Origin of the sequence: Kitasatospora sp. NPDC059160, from assembly GCF_042755465.1 — a bacterium.
Lineage (GTDB): Bacteria > Actinomycetota > Actinomycetes > Streptomycetales > Streptomycetaceae > Kitasatospora.
In genome coordinates this window covers 1-19,966 of sequence record NZ_JBHZCN010000139.1, presented here as the reverse complement: position 1 = coordinate 19,966, position 19,966 = coordinate 1, and the positions used below count along the sequence as shown (strand labels likewise).

21 protein-coding genes are annotated in these 19,966 nt (G+C 74.3%); 9 read left to right on the top strand and 12 right to left on the bottom strand.

Going from position 1 to position 19,966, the window contains the following annotated elements; genetic code table 11:
• Positions 1 to 90: 90 nt before the first annotated feature.
• Positions 91 to 504: a pyridoxamine 5'-phosphate oxidase family protein gene (locus ACFXOZ_RS37900; protein WP_380594501.1), complete on the bottom strand. Its 414-nt coding sequence runs from the start codon at positions 502 to 504 to the stop codon at positions 91 to 93.
• A 96-nt stretch (positions 505 to 600) separates the two neighbouring features.
• A complete protein-coding gene (locus ACFXOZ_RS37895; protein WP_375886588.1) occupies positions 601 to 1,317 on the bottom strand; it encodes a response regulator in 717 nt (238 codons plus the stop codon).
• Positions 1,318 to 1,565: 248 nt separating this feature from the next.
• Between ACFXOZ_RS37895 and ACFXOZ_RS37890 the strand changes: the two genes are divergently transcribed.
• Positions 1,566 to 1,946: a peptidoglycan-binding protein gene (locus ACFXOZ_RS37890; protein ID WP_375886585.1), complete on the top strand. Its 381-nt coding sequence runs from the start codon at positions 1,566 to 1,568 to the stop codon at positions 1,944 to 1,946.
• Positions 1,947 to 2,053: 107 nt separating this feature from the next.
• Here the strand turns inward: ACFXOZ_RS37890 and ACFXOZ_RS37885 are convergent, their stop codons facing one another.
• The 9 genes from ACFXOZ_RS37885 to ACFXOZ_RS37845 all read right to left on the bottom strand — a co-directional run bounded on the left by ACFXOZ_RS37885 (position 2,054) and on the right by ACFXOZ_RS37845 (position 10,995).
• On the bottom strand, positions 2,054 to 2,587 hold the full coding sequence (locus tag ACFXOZ_RS37885; protein WP_380524381.1) for a hypothetical protein: 534 nt from the start codon (positions 2,585 to 2,587) through the stop codon (positions 2,054 to 2,056).
• 129 nt (positions 2,588 to 2,716) lie between these two features.
• Entirely contained in the window at positions 2,717 to 4,366 is a 1,650-nt protein-coding gene (ctaD, locus tag ACFXOZ_RS37880; protein ID WP_380594503.1) for a cytochrome c oxidase subunit I, read from the bottom strand.
• A gap of 330 nt (positions 4,367 to 4,696) precedes the next feature.
• On the bottom strand, positions 4,697 to 5,569 hold the full coding sequence (locus tag ACFXOZ_RS37875; protein ID WP_380594499.1) for a virginiamycin B lyase: 873 nt from the start codon (positions 5,567 to 5,569) through the stop codon (positions 4,697 to 4,699).
• Positions 5,570 to 5,647: 78 nt separating this feature from the next.
• The gene (locus tag ACFXOZ_RS37870) at positions 5,648 to 6,676 is read right to left on the bottom strand and encodes an AI-2E family transporter (RefSeq protein ID WP_375886578.1); all 1,029 of its coding nucleotides are present in this window, start codon (positions 6,674 to 6,676) and stop codon (positions 5,648 to 5,650) included.
• A 179-nt stretch (positions 6,677 to 6,855) separates the two neighbouring features.
• Positions 6,856 to 8,001 (bottom strand): winged helix DNA-binding domain-containing protein, encoded by a 1,146-nt coding sequence (locus ACFXOZ_RS37865; RefSeq protein ID WP_380594497.1) that lies wholly within the window; start codon positions 7,999 to 8,001, stop codon positions 6,856 to 6,858.
• Positions 7,998 to 8,771 carry a glycerophosphodiester phosphodiesterase gene (locus ACFXOZ_RS37860; protein ID WP_380594495.1) on the bottom strand — a complete coding sequence of 258 codons (774 nt, stop codon included), beginning with the start codon at positions 8,769 to 8,771 and terminating at the stop codon, positions 7,998 to 8,000. The genes ACFXOZ_RS37865 and ACFXOZ_RS37860 overlap by 4 nt, the downstream gene beginning before the upstream one ends.
• Positions 8,768 to 9,205, bottom strand: coding sequence for a hypothetical protein (locus ACFXOZ_RS37855; protein WP_380594493.1), 438 nt, complete (start codon positions 9,203 to 9,205; stop codon positions 8,768 to 8,770). The genes ACFXOZ_RS37860 and ACFXOZ_RS37855 overlap by 4 nt, the downstream gene beginning before the upstream one ends.
• 27 nt (positions 9,206 to 9,232) lie before the next feature.
• Positions 9,233 to 9,649 (bottom strand): molybdopterin-binding protein, encoded by a 417-nt coding sequence (locus tag ACFXOZ_RS37850; protein WP_375886570.1) that lies wholly within the window; start codon positions 9,647 to 9,649, stop codon positions 9,233 to 9,235.
• A 161-nt stretch (positions 9,650 to 9,810) separates the two neighbouring features.
• Complete coding sequence (locus ACFXOZ_RS37845) at positions 9,811 to 10,995, bottom strand: ROK family transcriptional regulator (RefSeq protein ID WP_380524393.1); 1,185 nt, start codon at positions 10,993 to 10,995, stop codon at positions 9,811 to 9,813.
• 83 nt (positions 10,996 to 11,078) lie between these two features.
• On the opposite strand from ACFXOZ_RS37845, the gene ACFXOZ_RS37840 reads away from it, so the two are divergent.
• The 4 genes from ACFXOZ_RS37840 (at position 11,079) to ACFXOZ_RS37825 (ending at position 14,240) form a co-directional block, all read left to right on the top strand.
• Positions 11,079 to 12,311, top strand: a complete 1,233-nt coding sequence (locus ACFXOZ_RS37840; protein ID WP_380594491.1) for an MFS transporter — start codon at positions 11,079 to 11,081, stop codon at positions 12,309 to 12,311.
• A 115-nt stretch (positions 12,312 to 12,426) separates the two neighbouring features.
• Positions 12,427 to 12,990, top strand: coding sequence for a HEAT repeat domain-containing protein (locus ACFXOZ_RS37835; RefSeq protein ID WP_380402986.1), 564 nt, complete (start codon positions 12,427 to 12,429; stop codon positions 12,988 to 12,990).
• 9 nt (positions 12,991 to 12,999) lie between these two features.
• Entirely contained in the window at positions 13,000 to 13,767 is a 768-nt protein-coding gene (locus tag ACFXOZ_RS37830; protein WP_380594489.1) for a TVP38/TMEM64 family protein, read from the top strand.
• Positions 13,768 to 13,988: 221 nt separating this feature from the next.
• Complete coding sequence (locus ACFXOZ_RS37825) at positions 13,989 to 14,240, top strand: hypothetical protein (RefSeq protein ID WP_375886557.1); 252 nt, start codon at positions 13,989 to 13,991, stop codon at positions 14,238 to 14,240.
• Between the two features lie 118 nt (positions 14,241 to 14,358).
• Here the strand turns inward: ACFXOZ_RS37825 and ACFXOZ_RS37820 are convergent, their stop codons facing one another.
• A complete protein-coding gene (locus ACFXOZ_RS37820; RefSeq protein WP_380594487.1) occupies positions 14,359 to 15,903 on the bottom strand; it encodes a TolB family protein in 1,545 nt (514 codons plus the stop codon).
• 253 nt (positions 15,904 to 16,156) lie between these two features.
• On the opposite strand from ACFXOZ_RS37820, the gene ACFXOZ_RS37815 reads away from it, so the two are divergent.
• The 4 genes from ACFXOZ_RS37815 to ACFXOZ_RS37800 all read left to right on the top strand — a co-directional run bounded on the left by ACFXOZ_RS37815 (position 16,157) and on the right by ACFXOZ_RS37800 (position 19,813).
• Positions 16,157 to 16,672: a DinB family protein gene (locus ACFXOZ_RS37815; RefSeq protein ID WP_375886553.1), complete on the top strand. Its 516-nt coding sequence runs from the start codon at positions 16,157 to 16,159 to the stop codon at positions 16,670 to 16,672.
• A 269-nt stretch (positions 16,673 to 16,941) separates the two neighbouring features.
• Positions 16,942 to 17,334, top strand: coding sequence for a cell division protein SepF (locus ACFXOZ_RS37810; RefSeq protein WP_375886552.1), 393 nt, complete (start codon positions 16,942 to 16,944; stop codon positions 17,332 to 17,334).
• 159 nt (positions 17,335 to 17,493) lie between these two features.
• Positions 17,494 to 18,144 (top strand): TetR/AcrR family transcriptional regulator, encoded by a 651-nt coding sequence (locus tag ACFXOZ_RS37805; RefSeq protein ID WP_380524403.1) that lies wholly within the window; start codon positions 17,494 to 17,496, stop codon positions 18,142 to 18,144.
• A gap of 73 nt (positions 18,145 to 18,217) precedes the next feature.
• On the top strand, positions 18,218 to 19,813 hold the full coding sequence (locus ACFXOZ_RS37800; RefSeq protein ID WP_380594484.1) for an MFS transporter: 1,596 nt from the start codon (positions 18,218 to 18,220) through the stop codon (positions 19,811 to 19,813).
• Positions 19,814 to 19,966 lie beyond the last annotated feature (153 nt).

Sequence of the window (19,966 nt, the reverse complement as noted above, 5' to 3'; positions counted from 1 at the left end):
AAGTACGTCCAGTACGAGGCCGACTCGGGCGCACGCCCAGCCGGGCGCCCAACGCCGCGCGCTGATCTGCCAAGATCCGCCGGACAGGCCCTAGAGCAAACAGCGGCCGATCACCAGTTCCGGCCGGATCCGGATCCGGACCACGTCCGGGGCGGTCGCCGTCCCCGGGCGGACCTGGGCACGGCCGAGGACGGTGACGAACCAGCCGGAGCCGTCCCGGCCGTCCACCTCGTCGGCCTCGAAGGCGATCACCGCGCCGTCCACCGCCCGGGCCAGCTCGGAGTCGGCGGGTGCGGAGACCAGCACGCCGCCGGGCGCCAACCGGAAGGTCACCGGCAGGACGGCCGGGAGGGCGTCGACGGTGTAGACGACCCGCCCGACGGGGGCCCGGCCCAGCAGCTGCAGCGCCCGCCTCCGGTCGAGCTCGCGGGGGCCGGACGGGTTCGAGCGGTGGACGGGGTCGGACGGCGCGGGCCGGGGGGACGGGACGTGATCGCGGTTCATGCGAGCGATGCTCACCCGGGGCCGGGCCCGGTCACGAGGGCCGATGGTCCCGCCGAGGGGCCCGCCCGGGCGGGTCGTCAGCCCCGGGGCGGGTCGTCAACCCCGGCCGTAGCGCAGCGGCGAGGACGGCGCGGCGGCCGACTGCCGCAGCTCGGTGGCGATCAACGCCGCCTGCACCCGCCGCTCCACCCCGAGCTTGGCCAGCAGCCGGGACACGTGGTTCTTCACCGTCTTCTCCGCGAGGTAGAGCCGCTCACCGATCTGCCGGTTGGTCAGGCCCTCCCCGATCAGCGCCAGCACCTCCTGCTCGCGCGCCGTCAGCGCCGGTCCGGCGGTCACCGGCCGGGCGGGCTCGGCGTCGCTGCGCAGCCGGTTCAGCAGCCGGGTCGCCGCGCCGGGGTCGAGCATCGACCGGCCGGAGGCCACGGTACGGACGGCGGCGACCAGGTCGGTGCCGCTGATCTGCTTCAACACGTACCCGGCGGCACCCGCCATCACGGCGTCCAGCAGCGCCTCCTCGTCGTCGAAGGAGGTCAGCATCAGACAGGCCAGGTCGGGCATCCGCGACCGCAGTTCACGGCAGACGGAGACCCCGTCGCCGTCCCCGAGCCGGACGTCCAGCACCGCCACGTCGGGCCGCAGCGCGGGCACCCGGACGAGGGCCTGCTCGGCCGTCGCGGCCTCCCCGACGACCTCCAGGTCCGGCTCGCCGTCCAGCAGGTCGTGCACCCCGCGGCGCACCACCTCGTGGTCGTCCAGCAGGAACACCCGGACCGGCGCCGAAGCCCCGACGCCCTCCACCTCGGTCGCCATCACGCGGTTTCCACCTTCGTCACCCCCGCACACTCCCGGCGGGGCCCACCGCATCATCCCCCGCCGCCCTGCGGCGGCCCAGGGCCCAACGGCCCCATTCGCCCGTCACCGTCACCGTCCTCGGCTCCGTCCCCCGTCCCTCCGCCGTCCCGGGACGTCCCGCGCTGGTGGGACGTCCCGGCCCGCTGTTTGGCTGATGACCGCCCGCCCGGACTCCGTACCGGGCCGATCGGAGAAGGAACCCCGTGATGCGGACGAAGCTCGCCCTCAGGACCACCCTGGCCCTCGCCACCGCGGCCGTGACCCTCGCCCTGGCCGCCCCGGCCCAGGCCTCGACCGGCGCCTCCTACATCGGCGACGGCTACCCGAACGGCTACAACTCCGTCCACTGCGTGCAGACGATCCTCAACGACTGGGTCGCCAACGTGGTGGGCGACTCGGGCGCCCGGGTGCAGGAGGACGGCATCTGGGGCCCGAAGACCAAGGCCCTGGTGGTCCGCTACCAGACGGTCCAGAGCCACAGCAACCCGAGCGTCGTCCCGGACGGCATCGTGGGCAGGATCACCGGCGACATCATGATCTACAGCAACACCCAGCCCTGCTACAAGTACATCCCGACCATGTACTGATCCCACCGGACCCGTCCGGCCCGTGCCGCCCCCTTCCGGCACGGGCCGGACGCCGTCGTCGACAGCGCGGTCCCGACGACCGCTCAGCGCTCCCGGCGGACGACCGCTCAGCGGCCCTGCCGCCGGGCGTTCCCCAGGCCCACCAGCAGGAAGGCCAGCGCCACGCCCGCCCCGCCGACCGCCGCGAGGGCCGCCTTCGCGGCCGACCCGCCGCCGTCGGTGAGCAGGATCGACACCGCGGCCGGCACGGCCACGGCGGTGCCCACCAGCAGCCAGCCCGCCAGGGCGACGGCCGACGGGCGGCCGCCCCGCGGCACCGGCCCGGCGTCGAGCGCCGCCCAGTGGGCCGCGGTCTCCCGCCGCTCCCCGCGCCGGTCCCGCAGCGCCCGCACCCGTAGGACCGTGCCGCCGACCAGCCCGGCGAGGGCGACCTGGGCGGCGGGGCGCCAGTCGGGCCAGGCGAGCAGCAGTCCGCCGGCCAGCGCGAGCGCGGCCCACCAGAGCACGCAGGCGGCCGCCGCGGTGCGGGTGGAGCGGGGCCGGTCGGCGCCGGCCTGGAGGTCGGCGATGGCGGGCAGGTACCAGACGCAGCCGCTCGCGGTGAGCGCGGCGGTGCCGATGGCGAGGACGGTGTGGGTCATGGCCGGCCTTCCGGTGTCGCAAGGGGAGTGACGGAGGGTGGGAGGAGGAGCCGTCCCCGCCCGCCCGGGGGCAGCGACGCGGGCGGGGACGGCGTTCGGGGGAGCTGGGAGTGCCCGGTGGACCGGGCCTCAGTCGTCGAGGGACGAGGCCCGGGCCCGTTCCGCCCGGCTCAGCGGCCGGTCGTACTTCACCGGCTCCACGTCGCCCAGGTGCGTCGCCGGCTTCCCGCTGTGCACCAGGACGTCCCGGGCCGCGATGTCCGGGTGGTGGAGGTCGAAGGCGGGGGATTCGGAGCGGATCCGGGGCAGCTTGACGAAGTTGTGCCGGGGCGGCGGGCAGGAGGTGGCCCACTCCAGCGAGCGGCCCCAGCCCCACGGGTCGTCCGAGGTGACCTTCTCGCCGTACTTGGCGGTCTTCCAGACGTTGTAGAGGAACGGCAGGATCGACAGGCCGAGCAGGAACGACCCGATGGTCGAGACGGTGTTCAGGGTGGTGAACCCGTCCGAGGCCAGGTAGTCGGCGTAACGGCGCGGCATGCCCTCGGCGCCGAGCCAGTGCTGGACCAGGAAGGTCGCGTGGAAGCCGACGGTGAGCGTCCAGAAGGTGATCCGGCCGAGCCGCTCGTCGAGCTTCTTGCCCGTCATCTTCGGCCACCAGAAGTGGAAGCCGGCGAACATCGCGTACACCACCGTGCCGAACAGCGTGTAGTGGAAGTGGGCGACGACGAAGTACGAGTCGGAGACGTGGAAGTCGATCGGCGGGGCGGCGAGCAGCACGCCCGTCAGCCCGCCGAACAGGAAGGTGACCAGGAAGCCGACCGTCCAGAGCATCGGCGTCTCGAAGCTCAGCGAGCCCTTCCACATGGTGCCGACCCAGTTGAAGAACTTCACACCGGTTGGGACCGCGATCAGGAAGGTCATGAAGGAGAAGAACGGCAGCAGCACCTGCCCGGTGACGTACATGTGGTGCGCCCACACCGTGACCGAGAGCCCGGCGATCGCGATGGTGGCCGCGATCAGGCCGGAGTAGCCGAACATCGGCTTGCGGCTGAACACCGGGATGACCTCGGAGACGATCCCGAAGAAGGGCAGCGCCAGGATGTACACCTCGGGATGCCCGAAGAACCAGAACAGGTGCTGCCACAGCATCGCCCCGCCGTTGGCCGGGTCGAAGACGTGCGAGCCGAACTTGCGGTCGCACTCCAGCGCGAGCAGTGCGGCGGCCAGCACCGGGAAGACCAGCAGCACCAGCACCGAGGTGAGCAGCACGTTCCAGCAGAAGATCGACATCCGGAACATGGTCAGGCCGGGCGCGCGCATGCAGATGATCGTGGTGATGAAGTTGACGGCGCCGAAGATGCTGCCGAAGCCGGAGAGCGTCACGCCCATGATCCACATGTCCGAGCCGACGCCCGGCGAGTGGACGGCGTCGGAGAGCGGCGCGTAGAGGAACCAGCCGAAGTCGGCGGCCCCCTGCGGGGTGGCGAAGCCCGCGGCGGCGATCAGCGAGCCGAACATGAACAGCCAGTAGGAGAGCATGTTCAGGCGCGGGAACGCCACGTCGGGGGCGCCGAGTTGTAGCGGCATGATCCAGTTCGCGAAGCCGGTGAACAGCGGCATCGCGAACAGCAGCAGCATCACCGAGCCGTGCATGGTGAAGGCCTGGTTGAACTGCTCGTTGGAGAGGATCTGCGTTCCGGGCCGGGCGAGTTCGGCGCGCATGACCAGCGCGAGGATGCCGCCGATCAGGAAGAACGCGAACGAGGACACCAGGTACATGGTGCCGATCGTCTTGTGGTCGGTGGTGGTCAGCAGCCTGACCACGGCCGAGCCGGGTCGGCGGGGCCGAACCGGCCCTGCCGACAGGGGCGTTGGCGGTGGGGTCGGGTCGCCCTGTGCCTGGGTGGCGCTCAAGGACGCGCTCCTTCGGAACGTCGTGCGAATGGATGGCGATCCATGATCCGAACGCACGCCCCGTGCACCCCAGGGCCGTTGGGCCCGCCCGCCCGGGGCCGCTGGGCCCGAGTTCCCGGCCGCGGCCGGGACCTCCCGACCGGGACCCGGGCCGGGACCCGGGCGGGACCCGGGCGGATTCAGCCCCTCAGCCCCTCAGCCCCTCAGCCGGGCGAGCTGTCCGCGCTCCAGCGCCGCGTACACCGTGCCGTCCGGGTCGACGGCGATCCCGTGCGGCTCGGCGCCCCGGCCGGGGATGGCGTGGCCGTCCAGCCGCCCGTCGGGGGTGAGCACGCCGATCCGGCCGGCGGCCCACTCGGTGAACCAGAGCCGCCCGTCCGGGCCGGCGGTGATCGCGTGCGGCCTGGCGCCCCGGTCGGCCAGCGGGTACTCCGTCACCTCCCCGTCCACGGTGATCCGCCCGACCAGTCCGCCGCCGATCCCGACGTACCAGAGCGCGCCGTCCGCGCCGGCGGTGACCCCGACCGGCGCGGTGCCCGCGGTGGGCAGCCGGTGGACGGTCACGTCGCCGTCGGTGCTCACCCGGGCGATCGCGTCGGCCTGGTTGAGCGCGCACCACAGCGCGCCGTCCGGCCCGGCGGTGATGTGCGCCGGCATCGCCCCCTCCACGGGCAGCGGGTACTCCGTCACCTCCCCGTCCACGGTGATCCGTCCGACCACGTCGGCGTTCACCTCGGTGAACCAGAGCGCCCCGTCCGGCCCGGTGACGATCCCGCCCGGCCCGACGCCGATCGCCGACAGCGCGAAGGAGGAGACCTCGCCGTCCACCGTGATCCGGCCGATCCGGCCGGTGTTCATCTCGGCGTACCAGAGCGCGCCGTCCGGGCCGGCGGTGATCACCGACGGCGCGCAGCGCGGCGCGCCGAGCCCGAACCGTCGCACCGAGCCGTCCGGCGCCAGCCGCCCGATCTCCCCGGCGCGGATGAGCGTGAACCACACCCCGCCGTCGGGCCCCACCGTGATCCCGTACGGCCCGTCCCCCGCCTCGGCCACATCGATCAGTTCCACCCGCGCCCCTCTCAAACTATCGCGACCTTTGTCGCGTTAGCGATGCTCGCACGCCCGTCCCGCCCCGGGCAACCGATTTCACCCCGGATCGCTGCCCAGCCCCCGCAGCACCGAGATCACGCCCATCCCCGCCGCGCAGACCGGCACCGCCAGCAGGGCGCCGAGGATGCCCGCGATGCCGGAGCCGGCCACCACGGCGACCATGATGGTCGCCGGGTGCAGCTCGACCGTCCGGCTCTGGATGATCGGCTGGAGGATGTTGCCCTCGATCATCTGCACCGTCAGCACCACCCCGAGCGCCCACAGCGCCGTGCCCAGGCCGCCGTCGGCGAGGGCCACCAGCACCGCGACGGTGCCGGACAGGAAGGCGCCCACGAAGGGGATGTACGCCCCCATGAAGACCAGCGCGCCCAGGCCCGGGGCGCCGGGGACGCCCAGGGCGAGCAGGCCGACGGTGATGAAGCCCGCGTCGATCAGGGCGATCAGGGTGGTGCCGCGCATGAAGCCGGCCATCGCCTCGAAGGCCCGCTCGGCGCAGGCCACCACCGTCTCGGCGCCGCGCCCGGGTAGGTGGGCGCGGATGCTGTCGCCGGTGCGGTGGCCGTCCCGCAGGAAGAAGAACACCAGGGCCAGGGCCAGCACCGCGCCGGTGATCAACTGGGTGAGCAGGCCGAGGCCGGACAGCACGCCGTTGGTCAGCGTCGAGACCAGCGAGTTGGTCTCCCCCTTGGCGTTGGCCAGCGCGTGCTCGACCTTCGCCCCGAACGGCCCCAGCCACTCGGCCAGTCGGCGGCCCGCCGCCGGGAGCGAGCCGGCGATCTGCGGGGCGCTGTGCACCAGGGAGTTGACCAGCAGGACGATCACCCCGGCCACCGCCGCGACCAGCAGCACGCAGGTCAGCCCGGCCGCCAGGCCCCGGCTGACGCCCCGCCGGACCATCCAGGGCACCACCGGGTACAGCAGCGAGGCCCCCAGCAGCGCCAGGACGAACGGCACGGTCGCGGCCCGCAGCTCGACCAGCGCGAACACCACCAGCGAGCCCACGGTGATCAGCAGGATCACCGCCACCGACCAGGCGGCCGCCTGCCGCACGGCGGGCGGCAGCATCAGGTACGGCCTGCGGTGGTCGGGCGGGCCACCGGACGGCCCAGCGGACGGACCAGCGGGCGGGCCACCGGACGGGCGCTCCACGGACACGGCCACCTCCGCCGGGATCGTCATCGGGTCCGGCGGCGACGAGTCCGGACCCGACCCAGCTCAGCAGAGAATCTGACGATCCGCCCGTTCTACGCCCCGCCGGCCGCCTCGATCCGCACCGCTCCACGCGGGCCACCGCCCGCGCCCGCGAAGGCCAGCACCCGCTCCGCCTCGGCCTCCGCCGCCGCGCGGTCCGCCCGCGCCAGCCGGACGAACGGCTCGACGACCACGCCCTCCGCCGGCCCCGCGTACCGCCACGTCCCGGCGACCAGCCCGTCCACCAGCAGGGTGCCGAGCACCAGGCCGTTCCGGGTCATCACCCGGTCCTTGTACCGCTCCGGCAGCACCCGGCTCCGGTCGGCGTGCGAGAGCAGCAGGTTGTCGAAGGGCGCGACCAGCCGCACCGGCGCCGGGACGTCCGGGTCCGGCCGGGGCGCCCCGGGCAGGTCGTACAGCACCCGGTCCCGCTCGTCCCGGAAGGTGAGCAGCTGCGGCGCGAGCCGCCGCAGCACCGGGCCGAGGCCGCCGAGGCCGGACCACTTCCGCAGGTCCGCCGCGCTCGCCGGGCCGAAGGCGGCCAGGTAGCGCAGCACCAGCCCGTCCAGCCGGTCCGGCTCATCCCGCGACGGCGACGGCACCGGGTCCAGCGGGCGGCCGAGCCAGGCCTCGGCAGTGGTGTGGGCGGCCGGGCCGCTGCGCCCCCACAGCCCGCGCGGCGGCACCTGGACCAGCGGCAGCAGGCAGCGCGCGGCCTGGGCCAGCGCGGCCGGGTCGCGGTCCGGGCGGGTGGCGGCCAGCAGCGTGCCGAGCTGCTGGAAGGTGCGCGGCTCCCGCTCGACCAGCGTGCGGGCCTCGGCGGCGAGCGCGGCCCGGTCGAGCCCGGCGAGCCGTCGGCCGTAGGTGGTCTGCAGCGCCTGGTCGAGGACGGCCTGGAGCAGCGGGCGCAGGGTCAGGCAGTCCTGGGCGGTGACCAGGTGGATGGTGCCGCGCTGGAGCGCGATCCGGACGGCGGCCCGCCGGTCGAGCAGGTCGCTCAGCCCGTCCGGGGTGAAGCCGTCGAGCCGGGAGAGCAGCCCGAGGTAGGGCGGCTGCGGTACGGCCTGGGCCTGGAGTCCGACGAGGTGGTGGACGACCTCGGCGGGTGTCCGGTCGGTGCGGGCGAGCAGGTGCTGGCGGGCCAGCAGGGCGCGGCCCAGGGCCCGGGGGCCGAGCACCCGGGGGCCGGGCACCGTCACCGGCGGCCGTCCAGGACCGAGCGCAGTACGGAGATCCGGTTGGTGGTGATGGAGGCGGCCCCGGTGTCGCGCAGTCGGCGCATGGTGCGGCGCAGGTCGGCGGTCCAGGTGGAGACGGCGAGCCCCTCGTCGGCGGCGGCCCGGACGAAGTCGGGGGTGACCAGGCCGAACGGCGGGTTGAGGAAACGCGGGCGCAGGTCGCGCAGCAGCGCGGGGGCGGGCATCCGCGGCTGCTTCCAGGTGAGCGCGATCTCGGCGTCGGGGCTGAGTGCGCGGACGGCGAGCATCGCGGTGGCGGGCCCGCAGAAGGCGACCAGGTCCTCGGCGCCCTGTCCGGTGACGACGGACCAGGTGGCGGCGGCCGGGCCGGGCTCGTCGAGGTCGATGAGCAGCCGGGGGCCGTCGGCCGCGGCGACGGCCTTGATCGCCTCGGCGAGGGTGGGGACGGCCAGGTCGCCCTGGCGCAGCTCGGCGAGCTGCTCGGTGGTGACCCGGCCGATCGAGCGCGGGTCGCCCCAGAGGCGTTCGAGGGTGGTGTCGTGCAGCAGCACGGGCACCCGGTCGCGGGTGAGCTGGACGTCCACCTCGACGGCGTCGGCGCCGGCGGCGAGCGCGGACTCCACCGAGGGCAGGGTGTTCTCGCGGTGGCGGTACGGGTCGCCGCGGTGGGCGACGGCGAGGACCGAGCGGCGGTCGGCGGGGGCGGGAACGGCGGCGGCGGAGGCGGAGGCGGAGGCGGAGGCGGAGGCGGAGGCGGCGGGGATGCTCATCGGATCTTTCCAGAAAGCCAGGGGGTGAGGTCGTGGACGCCGAGGGCCTCGCGGTAGCCGGACTCCCCGGGAACGGTGACGATCAGCGTGCTGGACGGCGGGAAGGTGCGGACCTTGACGTGCACCAGGCCGGACCAGACCGAGTTCAGGAAGGCCGGGACGCTGTCGCGCGGGACGTCGAAGGCGATGCCCTCCACGGTGACGGCGGCCTCGTCGTGGGTGAACAGCCGGACGGCGGTGTGCGGGCTGCCGTCGAACTCCAGCAGGGCCTCGTGCGGGATGGCGCCCGGTTCGTCGTCCTGGCCGACCAGCCCGGCGAAGGTCCGGTCGCTGCCGATGTCGTGCTGGGCGCGGACGGTGCGGCCGTGGCGGGCGGCGAGCGCCTCGATCGCCAGGACGGCGGCCTGGGTGGTCGGCAGGTTCGGGTGGTTCATCCGGGCCTCTCGTTCAGCAGACCGGCACTAGCGCCGTTCGATCATCACATTGGTCGACTTGATGACGGCAGTCGCGGGTGCGCCCGGGACCAGGTTCAGCTCCTCCGCCGCGTCCCGGCTGATCAGCGACACCACCCGGAACGGCCCGGCCTGCACCTCCACCTGGGCGGCCACGTCGCCGAGCCGCACCTCGGTGACGATCCCGGGGAAGCGGTTGCGCGCCGAGGAGGGGCGCCCCTCGGCCTCGGCGTTCTCCGGCCGGGCCAGCTCCCGCGCGAAGGCGGCGAGTTCGGCGCCGGGGATGATCCGGTGCCCGTGCTCGTCCCGCACCGCGGCGACCCTCCCGGCGTCCACCCAGCGCCGCATGGTGTCCGCGCTGACACCGAGCAGCGCGGCCGCCTCGCCGATCCGGTACGGGTTGACCGGCACCTCGGGCTGGCCCATGTACGACTCCTGACGGTGGTTCGAGCTACGGGGTACGCGCCCCCCGGCGGGTTTCGCGCCCCCCGGCGGCCATCCTGCCGTACCGGGGACGCGGACGGAAAACAGGCCCAGGAAGTGTCTTGTGGATCAGCGCGGTCCCGGCCTGATCCACAGGACACCCCCTACAGCTCGCCGAAGAGGTCCCGCCGTACGGCGTCCCCGGCGGTGAGCACCGCCCCGGCGAGGACGGCGCCGCCGCCCGCCGTACCGGCCCGCACCTCGGTGCGCAGCGGGGAGAGCCGGGCGAGGCAGCGCTCCACCCGGCGGGCCAGTTCGGCGCCGCCGGCCCGGCCGATCTCGCCGCCGAGCACCACGCAGCCGGGGTCGAGCACCACGCAGACGCTGGCCGCGCCGAGCGCGATCCGTTCGGCCAGCTCGTCCAGGAAGGCCGCACCCGCGTCCCCGCCGGCCAGGGCGGCGCGCACGACGGCTTCGGCGGCGGCCGCGTCGTCGGCCGGGCCGACGGGCAGCCCGTGGGCGCGGGCCAGCGCGCACAGGGCGGCGCTGCCGACCAGGCCGTGGAAGCCGCCCTCGCAGCTGTCGGCGCTGGGCAGTCCGGTGGCGCCGGGGACGGGCAGGAAGCAGATCTCGCCGGTGCCGCCGGAGAAGCCGCGGCGCAGCCGCCCGTCGAGGATGACGGCGGCGCCGACGCTGTGGCCGAGCCACATCAGCACGAAGGTGTCGCGGTCGCGGGCGGCGCCGACCCGGTACTCGGCCCGGCCGGCCAGGTTGACCTCGTTCTCCAGGATCACCTCGGTGTCGGGCAACTCCCGCAGCGCGGCGAGGAGTTCGGCATGCCAGCGGGGGAGCTGGCCGGTGCTGTGCAGCCGGCCGGTGGCGGGGTCGACCAGGCCGGGGGCGCCGACGGCGACGGTGTGCAGCCGCTCGACGCCGGCGCCGCGCGCGGTCTCCCGCAGGGTGCGGACGATCGCCGCGGCGGTGTCCTGGGGCCCGTCGGCCTCGACGGGGATCTCGGCGGTGCCGAGGGTGCGCCCGGCGAGGTCGGCGACGACCAGGCTGACGCCGCCCTCGCGGACGTCGAAGGCGGCGATGTGGGCGCGGGAGGCGACCAGCGCGTAGAGCCTCGCATTGGGGCCGCGCCGCTGTTCGCCGCGTTCGCCGACGACGGCGACCAGGCCGGTGCGCTGGAGGCGGTCGAGCAGGTCGGCGACGGTCGGCCGGGAGAGGCCGGTGAGGTCGCGCAGCTCGGTCGCGGTCAGGGGGCCCTGTTCGAGCAGGAGGTTGAGCGCCAGCCGGTCGTTGATGGCCCGGGCGGTGCTCGGCGTGGCCGTACGCACGGTGGTCATGGCGGATCATCCTTCCAGAGTGTTTCTATCAGGGTCCCTTCCTGATAGTTTATCGACCACCAGGACCGGGAGGGAACCGCAGCATGACCGCCACCAGTCTCGAACCACTCTCCGAACCACGCCGCGCCCGCCGGAGCATCGCGCTGGTCTTCGGCGTGCACGGCGCCGTCGGCGGCACCTTCGTCACCCGCATCCCGTGGATCCAGGACCGCCTGGACCTCTCCCCCGGGCAGCTCGGCCTCGCCCTGGTGATGCCCGCCATCGGCTCCTCCCTCGCGATGCCGCTGGCCGGGCGCGTCGTCCACCGCTACGGCGGCCGGGCGGCGGTCCGCGGACTGCTCTCGCTCTGGTGCCTGGCCCTCACCCTGCCCGCGCTCGCCCCCTCGCTGCCCGCCCTGTGCGCGGTACTGCTGGTGTACGGCGCCACGGCCGGCACGGCGGACGTCGCGATGAACGCCCAGGGCGTGGAGATCGAGCAGCGCCTCGGCCGTTCGGTCATGTCCGGACTGCACGGGATGTGGAGCGCGGGCGGCCTGGTGGCCTCCGGCTTCGGCATCCTGGCCGCCCACCTCGCCCTGGACGCCCGGCTCCAGCTGGCCGTCACCGCCCTCGTGCTGCTCGCCCTCGCCCAGCCGGTCTGCCGCGGACTGCCCGACCTCCGCTCCCCCGCGGATTCCGAGGCCCCGCCGCGCTTCGCCCTGCCGCCGCGCAGCTCGCTGGTGATCGGCCTGGTCGGCTTCTGCGCGGTGTTCGGCGAGGGCGCCTCGATGGACTGGAGCGGCGTCTACCTCAAGGACGTCACCGGCGCCTCGGCCACCGTGGCCGCCGCCTCGTACACCGCCTTCGCGTTCACCATGGCGGTCAGCCGCCTGGCCGGCGACGCGGTGGTCCGCCGCCTCGGCGCCGTCCGCACCAGCCGCCTGAGCGGGGCCGTCGCCACCCTGGGCGGCGTCCTGGTGGTGGCCGCCGACACCCCGGCGCTGGCCGTCCCGGGCTTCGCCCTGATCGGCATCGGCGTCGCGGTGATCGTCCCGCTGGCCTTCGCGGCCGCCGGCCGGATCGGCAGCAACCCCAGCCAGGCCATCGCGGGCGTCGCCACCGTCACCTACACCTCCGGCCTGATCGCCCCCGCCGTCATCGGCGCCCTCGCCCAGGCCACCTCCCTGACCGTCTCCTTCGGCCTGGTCACCCTGCTCGCCCTCGCCCTCCTGCTGAGCGCCGGCGCCCTGCGCCGGGCCGAACCGAACTCCGCCGGGGAGAACGTGACCGGGCTGCCGCCGGAGAACGCCTCCGGAAAGAACCTCTCGACGATCTGACGGGGATTCCCGCGCCGGGCGCGACGGCCCGGACGCCGCGCCGCCACCCCACCGACCCGCTCCCCGGGGCGAAATCCCTTTGCCCGGGCGGGCGTTGCGGGCCGACACTGGGGCCGTGCTCGGATTCGTCAGAACTGACAACGAAGCCCTGGTCGCCTGCCTGGGCGACCCACAACGCACCGTGGCCGCGTACCGGGAACTGCTCCGGCGCGGGGCGGACGCGCTCGAAGCCATCCGGGCCGGCCTGGCCGACGACCGCGCGGCCGTCCGGGAGGGCTGCTGCCGGCTCCTGGACCACCTCGTCGACACCGACTCCATGGGCCGGCTGATCACCATGGCCGACGACCCGGACCCCGAGGTCAGGATCGCCGCGTTCCACGCCCTGGCCTGCGACCGCTGCAAGGACGACGCCTGCGCACCGGGCGCGGGCCTGGTCCTCGAACCCGCCCTCCGCCACCTCGCCGACGACCCGGACCCCCGGGTCCGGTCGCGGGCCGCCGAGCTGGTCGGCAAGTTCGTCCACACCGACGCCCGCGCCGCCGACGCCCTGACGGCCGCCCGCACCGGGGACCGCAGCCCGGCCGTCCGGAAGAAGGCGGGGTGGTACGCCCCGGGCGGGCCGATCCACCGGCGGACCGCCCCGCGCACCCCGGACCGGCCCGTGGCGGGGACCGGCTAGGCTCGGCCCGTGCCCGCAGCCCTGACCACGCCCGCCGACTCCGCCGCTCCGGCCGCTCCCGCCGAAGCGGTCGAACCCGCCGAGGCCACAGGGGCCGCGGGGACCACCGAGCGGGCCCCGGGCCGCTCGCCCTGGTGGCGGTTCGGCCTGCTGGTGGTCCTGCTGGGGGCGTGCGCCGGGTCGCTGCTGCTGTGGAGCCCGACGGACCTGCTCTCCGGCGGCCTGGCGGACCGGCTGCCCGGCTACTGGTTCGCCCCGCTGTTCGCCCTGGTCTACGCCGTCGGCACGCTCGCCTTCGTCCCGCGCCCCGCGCTGAACGCCGTGGCCGGCCTGCTGCTCGGCATCCAGCAGGGCGTGCTGCTCGCCGTCCTCGGCACCACCCTGGGCGCGGCCCTGGCCTTCGGCCTCGGCCGGGGCCTGGGCCGGGAGGCGCTCAGGCCGTACCTGCGCGGCAAGGTGCTGGGCGCCCTCGACCAGCGCTTCACCGACCAGGGCTTCCGCAGCGTCCTGGTGCTGCGGCTGCTCCCCGGCCTGCCCTTCCAGGCCGGGAACTACGGCGCCGCCTTCTCCGGGGTCCGCTTCCTCCCCTTCCTGCTCGCCACCGCGATCGGCGTGGTCCCGACCACCGCCGTCTACGTGACGGCCGCCGCCAGCGCGGACCAGCCCGGCTCGGCGGCCTTCCTGGTCTCGGCCGGGGTGATCGCCCTGCTGGTGCTCGGCAGCCTGGTCGGCGCCTGGCGGGCCTACGCCGCCCGCCGTCGTCCGCGTACCGACTGACCCCTTCTCCGGTAAACCATGAGATTTACAACATGACGGAGCGTCACCGCCCACGGCGAGCCCGCTTCGCTCCGTAGTTAGTGCACGGACACATGTCCGTTTTGCTCACCCTTGCCCCACTGTGAACCCTGTTGATCTCACGGAATTGCCCGTGCCATTCTCGACCGGCCGGGGGGCGATGCCTTTCGGCTGTTCATGCACGAACGGAAAGGCAGCAATTCATGAAGTCGAAGAAGTCGAAGGCCGTCTCCCTGCTCATCGGCGGGGCCGCCATGGCCATCCCGCTGCTGGGCGTCAACACCGTCAACGCCCCGCAGGCGAGCGCGATGACCTTCGACCCCAACGCCTGCCTGGACCTCTCCCAGGTCCAGAAGTGCGAGAACGGCACCCTGTGGGGATTCGTCCGCCCGCAGGGGCCGACCCAGGACCCGTGCGGAATGCCCTGGCGAGCCGTGAAGGTCGGCAACTGCTAGGAGCCGATCCCGGCGCGCGGATCATCGTTCCGTGCACGAATTCCGGAATACGACCGGGCGCCCGGTGAGCCGCGGGCGGGGAGCGCCCCCGCCCGCGGTGCCCGGTCGGTCCTCCCGGTCAGTCGTCCTGGTCCTCGCCCTGGTCGTCGCCGTCGTCCGACCAGCTGCCGGTCGGCCGGGCGAAGGCCTGGGAGCCCTTGGCCGCCGGGGCGTCGGTACCGGCGACCAGGTTGCCGCTGGTCGATTCGAACACCAGGGTGTTCCCGGCCGCGGACACGAACGGGGCGTTGGAGGAGCCGTTGCCGGCCGAGCCGTCCGGCGCGGTGGTGACCCGCTCGGTGCGGCCGGTGCGCAGGTCCTGGCGGTAGACGTCCCAGCCCGGGTGCTGGGGGCCCGGCACCAGGTTGTCGGCGGCGGAGTCGAAGTAGAGCCAGCGGTTGTCGGCGGTGATCGAGCCGTGCCCGGAGGAGCCGACCGAGGTGGTCCCCGGCAGGCCGCCGCTCACCTTCCGCACGGCGCCCGTCCGCAGGTCCCGGACGTGCAGCACGGTGTGGTAGCGGTGGCCGCCGGTGGAGCCGCCCGGCTCGGGCAGGGAGTAGACGGCGTACCGGCCGTCCGGGCTGACGGTGGCGTCGAAGTCCGCGTCGGCGACCTTGCCGTCGACGTCGTAGCTGGCGGGCGTGAGCTTCCCGGAGGCCGCGTTCCAGGTGTAGTAGACGGCGCTGGTCGGCCGGGCCAGGGACAGCTCCGGCGCCGCGGCGCGGGCGGTGGGGGCGGTGGGGGCCGCCGGGGCGGGGGTCGGCCCGGTCGGCAGCAGCTCGGAGAGCGAGCCGAAGCCGATGGTGCGCCCGTTCGCGCTGATGGTCGGGCGGAAGGAGGTGCTCTCGCCCGGCTTGCCGGCCGTGTCCCGGGAGATCAGCCGGGTGGTGTGGGTCCGGCGGTCGGTGAGGTAGACGTTGATCTTCCAGGTGTACGGCCTGGCCAGCGAGGGCGCGGCCCCGGGTGCGGCCCCGGCACCGGCTCCGGGCGCGGGGTCCACCACGGTCGGGTCGAGGTCCGTCCGGGAGGACACGTAGACCACGTACCGGCCGTCGGCGCTGATCTGCGGCGCGTAGGAGGCGTGGAACTGGTCGGTGTCGGTGGCCGTGAGCCCGCCGCTGACCAGCTCGGTGCGGCCGGTCCTGCGGTCCCGGAGGTACACCTCGGTGCGGCCCTTGACCTGCATGCCGGGCACCACGTTGTCGGCGTTGCTCTCGAAGGCGACGTAGCGGCCGTCGGCGTTGATCGCGGCCTGGTCGGTCCAGCCGTTCAGCGCCTCGCCCGAGTCGGAGAGGTTGACCCGCTCGGTGCGGCCGGTGCGCAGGTCCCGCAGATAGGCGTCGCGCCCGCCCACGGTGGGCTGGGGCACCAGGTTCTTGGCCCAGGAGGTGAACAGGGCGTAGCGGCCGTCCGCGCTGACCCCCTGGCTCCAGGACTGGTCGTCGGGGGCGGCGCCGTTCACCCCGGTGCTGATCCGGACGGTGCCGCGCAGCGCCGGGTCGGCCTGGGCGGGGGCGGCGGTGACGGCGAGTGCGACGGCGGCGGCCAGCACGCTCCCGGCGCCCAGCAGCCGGCGGTCGCGGGTGCCCCGGGTGGTACGTGTGGTCCGGGTGGTACGTGTCATGAGCTCAGTCCCCTCTGCTCGCCCGGCCGGGCTCCCTCCCGGCGGCGGGCTCTCGACCGAGCCAATCGGTCGGGAGGCCCGGCGGTCAACGGCCCGGGGTGATCTCGGCGGAAAATCCACCAACGAGCCCGTGCCGCAGGACAGAAGGCCAACACCCGCCGGCCGCCGCCGTCGCCCTCCCCCACCCACCGACCCACCCGCCGGGCGACAATTCGGTCGCACCGGCGGGCCGTCGGCGGCCAGGATGTCCGGCATGACCGAACTCACCCCGCGGGTCGACCCGCCGATGGCCGCCGACGAGGCCGCCATGCTCACCTCCTGGCTCGACTACCACCGCAGCACGCTCGCCCTGAAATGCGCGGGCCTGACCGACGACCAGCTGCGGCTGCGCTCCGTCCCGCCGTCCACGCTCTCGCTGCTCGGCCTGGTCCGGCACATGGCCGAGGTGGAACGGCACTGGTTCCAGGGCGTGCTGCTGGGCGCGGAGGTCGCCACCGGTCACTACTGGACCGAGGCGGATCCGGACGGCGACTTCGACAACGTGGCCACCGCCGACGTCGCGGCGGACTTCGCCACCTGGCGCGCCGAGATCGAGGCCGCCCGCCGGGCGTCGGCCGGTCTGCCGCTGGACACCGTCGGCAAGCGGCCGCGCCACGACCAGGAGGTGACGCTCCGCTGGATCCTGGTCCACATGATCGAGGAGTACGCGCGACACAACGGTCACGCGGATTTGTTGCGCGAACTGGTGGACGGTTCGACCGGCGAGTGAAATCGTTTCCGCATTGTTGACAGAAGGTCAATTGCGCGGTGACCGCTACCGATATGGTCTACGCGCGCAACCGTACGGAGCTGCGCCGCGTCGCTCTCTTTGCCCGGGTCCGCCCGGGTTTCCGGCACGGCACGACTCTTACGGGGGCCGCGAGCGGGCACGGGACCGGTGAACAGTGCGATACTCGGACAGTTCCGTCGAGTGGATGACGTGTCAAGAAGGACACTCACCCCCGGGGGACCAGACGGGACGAGGCAGGGAGGCGCGGCATGGGAGCACTTCGCGACGAGCACCACAACGGGTGGCTGATGCCCTCCGGGAACTACCCGGCCGCGGTGTACGACGACGAGTGGGTGGATCAGGAGACGGTGCCGGCCGTCCCCGCGCCCGCGAAGATCGTCTCCCTGCGGCCGACGGGCTTCGAGGCGGCCCGCACGGTCGGTGAGCACATCCGGGCGTCCATCCCGGTGGTGATGGACCTCACCGAGATGAACGAGGCCGAGGCCAAGCGCATGGTCGACTTCGCCTCGGGGCTGATCTTCGGCACCCAGGGCGGCATCGAGCGGATCGCCCGCCGGGTCTTCCTGCTCACCCCGGCGGACGTCGAGGTGATGGTGATCGACCGGCCGATCGACGACACCGGGTTCTACAACCAGAGCTGAGCGCAGCGGCGCGGGCCGTGCGGCCCGCTCCACCCCGACCGGGGACGGCACCCGCCGTCCCCGGTTTTTTGCTGCCCGCCGACCGGTCACCGGCCTCGCAGATGAGATCCGCACCGTAAAAGTGAGACATCCATGTCTCACTTGGCCTACACTCGTTGCATGGCCACCGACCGCGACACCGTTCTGGAAGCCGCCGTCGGCGTGCTGTCCCGCCGCCCCACCGCCCACCTGGACGAGATCGCCCGCAGCGCGGGCATCAGCCGGGCCACCCTGCACCGGCTGTTCCCCGGCCGCGACGCGCTGATCCGCGAGGTCGGCCTGCTGGGCCTGCAGCGCTTCGCCGCCGCCCTGGACACCGCCGCCACCGAGGAGGGCGACGCCCAGGCCGCGCTGCGCCGCCTGGTGGACGCCGCCGTCCCGGACGCCATGCTCTGCGCCTTCCTGGCCGGCGAGAACCAGCTCTACGACCACGCGGACATCAACGACCTCTGGGAGGTCCAGATCGACCGGCTGCACGCGCTCTTCCTGCGCGGGCAGCGCGAGGGCGTCTTCCGGATCGAGCTGAGCGCCGCCTGGCTGAGCGAGGCCTTCTTCGACCTGGTGGCCGGGATCGGCTGGGCCATCCAGGACGGCCGGCTCGCCCCGCGCGACGCCGCCTTCTCGCTCGCCGAGCTGTTCCTCGGCGGCGCGCTGCGCCGGCCGGAGGCCGCCGCACCCGTCGCCACGCCTGTCACCACCCCTGTCGCCGCCACCCCTGTCGCCGCGACCCACAGCACCTCGGACCGGAAACCGGAAACCGATACACCATGAGCGAGCGAAGCGAGCGAATCATCAAGGGCAGCGCATTGAGCGAAGCGTCTGCCGAGCGCAGCGAGGTGGGCGCATGAGCAGTACCCCCGCCCTGACCGTCCGCCAGCGCTGGACCGGCCTCGCCGTCCTGGTGCTGGCCGTCACCGTGGTCGCCCTCGACGCGACCGTGCTCTCCCTCGCCATTCCGTCCATCAGCGAGACGCTGCGCCCCAGCGGCACCCAGCTCCTGTGGATCGGCGACTCCTACTCCTTCGTGCTGGCCGGCCTGCTGGTCAGCATGGGCGCCCTGAGCGACCGGATCGGCCGCAAGAAGCTCCTGCTGACCGGTGCCGCCGCCTTCGGCGCGGCCTCCCTGCTGGCCGCGTACGCGCCGGGCCCGGGCTGGCTGATCCTGGCCCGCGCGCTGCTCGGCGTCGCCGGGGCGACGATCATGCCCTCCACCCTGTCGCTGATCCGCAGCCTCTTCCCGGACGACCGGGAGCGGGCCACCGCGATCGGCATCTGGGGCGCGGCCGCCACGGCCGGTGCCGCGCTCGGGCCGGTGGTCGGCGGGCTGCTGCTGGAGCACTTCTGGTGGGGCTCGGTGTTCCTGCTGAACATCCCGGTGCTGCTCCTGCTGCTGGTGCTCGGCGCCTGGCTGCTGCCGGAGTCCAAGGACCCGAAGCCGGGCCGCTGGGACGTGCTGAGCGTCGGGCTGTCGATGGCCGGGGTGATCGGCGTGGTCTACGCGATCAAGGAGGCCGCCGCGCACGGCGTGGCCCGCTGGGACGTCCCGGTCACCTTCCTGCTCGGTGCCGCCGCGCTCACCCTGTTCGTCCGCCGCCAGCTGCGGCTGGAGACCCCGCTGCTGGACGTCCGGCTGTTCCGCGACCGGCGGTTCACCGCCGCCGTCACGGCCTCGCTGATCTCCCTGGTCGGCCTGTCCGGCGTGATCTTCGTGGTCTCGCAGTACCTCCAGCTGGTGCGCGGCTACGAGCCGCTCCAGGCGGGCCTGGCGGAGCTGCCGGCCTTCGCCGGCTCGGTGGCGGGAGGTCTGCTGACCGCCCGGATCGCCCGGCGCTTCGGCGCGCGCAAGGCGCTGACCGTCAGCCTGCTGGCGATGGGCCTGGCGGCGGGCGCGCTGGGCTGGCTCCAGCAGGACACCACCTACCTGCTGCTGGCGGTCTCCTTCCTGATCACCGGCACCGCGGAGGGCGTGGTCTACACCCTCGGCGCCGACCTGGTGCTGAGCGCCGCGCCCGCCGACAAGGCCGGGGCCGCCTCGGCGGTCTCCGAGACCGCGTACGAGCTGGGCACCGCGCTCGGCATCGCGCTGGTCGGCTCGGTGGTCGGCTCGATCTACGCGAACGGGCTGTCCGTACCGGCCGGGGCCTCCCCGGAGGTCGCCGCCCGGGCCGGGGAGTCGCTGGGCGCGGCCGTGGAGACGGCGGAGGGGCTGTCGCCGGACCTCGCCCAGCCGCTGCTGGCGAGCGCCCGGGACGCCTTCGTGCACGGCATGAACAGCGCCGGGCTGCTGGCCGGCGTCCTGCTGCTCGGCGCGGGCGTGCTGGCCTGGCTGCTGCTGCGCGGGCTGTCCGCGCCGACGGCGGCCGAGCCGGTCACCGCCGGGCCGGTCGCCGCCGGGCCGGGACAGCCGGAGCAGGCGGAGCAGCCCCAGGTGCGCGCGTAAGGAGACGCGAGAACGGTCGTTCCCGATGACGGGAACGACCGTTCTCGCATGTCGGGCGGCGGCTAGGGCCTGTCCGGCGGATCTTGCCAGGCGCGCGACGCCGGGCATCCCGCCTGGACGCACGCCCGAATCGCCCAAGTACGTCCAGTACGA

Bases quoted from the DNA above. Each gene is read 5' to 3' on its own strand.
- ACFXOZ_RS37900 (WP_380594501.1), bottom strand. From the start codon at position 504: ATGAACCGCGATCACGTCCCGTCCCCCCGGCCCGCGCCGTCCGACCCC.
- ACFXOZ_RS37895 (WP_375886588.1), bottom strand. From the start codon at position 1,317: ATGGCGACCGAGGTGGAGGGCGTCGGGGCTTCGGCGCCGGTCCGGGTG.
- ACFXOZ_RS37890 (WP_375886585.1), top strand. From the start codon at position 1,566: ATGCGGACGAAGCTCGCCCTCAGGACCACCCTGGCCCTCGCCACCGCG.
- ACFXOZ_RS37885 (WP_380524381.1), bottom strand. From the start codon at position 2,587: ATGACCCACACCGTCCTCGCCATCGGCACCGCCGCGCTCACCGCGAGC.
- ctaD (WP_380594503.1), bottom strand. From the start codon at position 4,366: ATGTACCTGGTGTCCTCGTTCGCGTTCTTCCTGATCGGCGGCATCCTC.
- ACFXOZ_RS37870 (WP_375886578.1), bottom strand. From the start codon at position 6,676: ATGCTGCCGCCCGCCGTGCGGCAGGCGGCCGCCTGGTCGGTGGCGGTG.
- ACFXOZ_RS37860 (WP_380594495.1), bottom strand. From the start codon at position 8,771: ATGAGCATCCCCGCCGCCTCCGCCTCCGCCTCCGCCTCCGCCTCCGCC.
- ACFXOZ_RS37855 (WP_380594493.1), bottom strand. From the start codon at position 9,205: ATGAACCACCCGAACCTGCCGACCACCCAGGCCGCCGTCCTGGCGATC.
- ACFXOZ_RS37850 (WP_375886570.1), bottom strand. From the start codon at position 9,649: ATGGGCCAGCCCGAGGTGCCGGTCAACCCGTACCGGATCGGCGAGGCG.
- ACFXOZ_RS37845 (WP_380524393.1), bottom strand. From the start codon at position 10,995: ATGACCACCGTGCGTACGGCCACGCCGAGCACCGCCCGGGCCATCAAC.
- ACFXOZ_RS37840 (WP_380594491.1), top strand. From the start codon at position 11,079: ATGACCGCCACCAGTCTCGAACCACTCTCCGAACCACGCCGCGCCCGC.
- ACFXOZ_RS37825 (WP_375886557.1), top strand. From the start codon at position 13,989: ATGAAGTCGAAGAAGTCGAAGGCCGTCTCCCTGCTCATCGGCGGGGCC.
- ACFXOZ_RS37820 (WP_380594487.1), bottom strand. From the start codon at position 15,903: ATGACACGTACCACCCGGACCACACGTACCACCCGGGGCACCCGCGAC.
- ACFXOZ_RS37815 (WP_375886553.1), top strand. From the start codon at position 16,157: ATGACCGAACTCACCCCGCGGGTCGACCCGCCGATGGCCGCCGACGAG.
- ACFXOZ_RS37810 (WP_375886552.1), top strand. From the start codon at position 16,942: ATGGGAGCACTTCGCGACGAGCACCACAACGGGTGGCTGATGCCCTCC.
- ACFXOZ_RS37805 (WP_380524403.1), top strand. From the start codon at position 17,494: ATGGCCACCGACCGCGACACCGTTCTGGAAGCCGCCGTCGGCGTGCTG.
- ACFXOZ_RS37800 (WP_380594484.1), top strand. From the start codon at position 18,218: ATGAGCAGTACCCCCGCCCTGACCGTCCGCCAGCGCTGGACCGGCCTC.